The sequence below is a fragment of the Streptomyces sp. NPDC057654 genome (assembly GCF_042800135.1).
Taxonomy (GTDB): Bacteria; Actinomycetota; Actinomycetes; order Streptomycetales; family Streptomycetaceae; genus Streptomyces.
Genome location: NZ_JBHVHQ010001304.1, coordinates 1 through 1,593, shown reverse-complemented (window position 1 = coordinate 1,593; position 1,593 = coordinate 1). Strand labels below are relative to the sequence as shown.

The 1,593-nt window shown below is 67.2% G+C and carries 1 pseudogene; it reads right to left on the bottom strand.

The features are described 5' to 3' along the window. Positions 1 to 39 precede the first annotated feature (39 nt). Positions 40 to 1,593, bottom strand: a pseudogene (locus ACFU99_RS43070) (glycosyl hydrolase); the annotation flags it as partial.

The window sequence follows — 1,593 nt, the reverse complement described above, 5'->3', positions numbered from 1 at the left end:
GCCCTTGTGCCTCAGGGCATGTGCCTCATGGCCCGCTCGTCACAGCACGTTGATCTTGAAGGTGGAGGTGGTGTTGCGGATGTTCTCCGCGTTGTCCCGCAGGGTGAGCCGCCGGAACGTCGCCTGGCCCACGGCCGGGCCCTGCCCCGGCTCCGGCATCTCGTTGGCCCAGATCCCGAAGCCGGACTTGGCGTCGTACTCGTCGCCGCTCTTCTTCGCCCCGGATACCGTCACGTCCGTCAGTTCCGTGTCCTCCACGGGGTTCTGCGGCCGCTGTCCGACGTAGTTCGTCTGGAACATGATGCCGTGGTACGTCGGGTCGGTGATCACGGCGCCGTTCACGCGGATCGCCCGGAACGGCTTGGACGCCGAGAAGAGCCAGATGCCGGGGAAGGTCTGGCCGTTCCAGAAGTGGCCGCCCGTCCGTTCGAGGGCGAGGTTCTCGAAGGTGGTCCGGCCGGGGCCGAAGCCGTTCATCGGGAACCCGAAGTCCAGCGAGGAGATGGTCACCGCCGAGTAGACCAGGGTGTCGGTGACGCGGATGTTGCGGAAGGTGTTGAGCTGACCGCCGTAGACCGCGAGGCCGGCGGCGCGCCAGGTGAGCTTCGAGGTGAGGTTCTCGTAGACGTTGTTCGTCTGCTCGCCGCCGCCCCCGTCGAGCGCGGAGAACAGCGCGAACGAGTCGTCGCCGGTGGACCGCGCCTCATTGTTGGCCACCAGGTTGTCGGTGGAGCCGTTGGTCATGTTCAGACCGTCGGCGTAGGTGTCGCGGATGCGGTTGTTCTTGATCGTCATGCGGTCGGTGTCGGCGCCCCAGTAGAGGCAGACCATGTGCTCGACCCAGATGTCGTCGATGGTGATGCCGGACACGTGCTGGAAGTCGAAGACCTTGCCGGGTCCGTCGATGCGCGAGGTGTAGTTGCCGAAGTACGCGAAGCCGGAGAACGTCGAGCCGTTGGCGCCGTTGTCCGCGCGGAAGCCGACGTCGGTGTTCTGCTGCCCGGCGGGGGCGTGGAAGCGGGTGAACCAGGGACCGGCGCCGATCACCTTCACCGGCTTCAGATAGACCTGGAACTTGCTGGAGGTCTCGTAGTCGCCCGGCGGCAGATAGACGCCCTTGAGCTTGCCCGTGGTGTCCATCCGGGCCTTGTCCAGCGCGTTCTGCACGTCCTGGTGGCCGAATCCGGCGGGCTGCACGAAGGCCGCCGGGTCCGGGTTGGGGACAGCGGCGGTCTTCTCGAAGTCGACGAAGTCGATCGTGTACGAGGAGGAGTTCGCGGCGTCCTTCTGGAGCCGGACCTTGCCGCCCGCCGGGACGGTGCGGCCGAGGTCGAGGTGCGCCTCGTCGTAGATGTGCCGGGCCGGTCCCGCGCCCGGGTCGTTCACGGGGAACGCCTCGGACCCGTACAGCCAGGCGTACTTGGACGTGAGGTCGAGCGTTTTCGCCTTCGCGCCGTTGACGTAGACGCTCAGCGTCGCGTTCGTTCCGCCGCCGCCCGGCGCGTCGGGGAGGGAGAACCGGGTGACGAGGGTGTTGGTCTCGACCGGGGTGGTGAACTCGACGTACTGGCCGGTCTCCCTGAGCGTCACGGC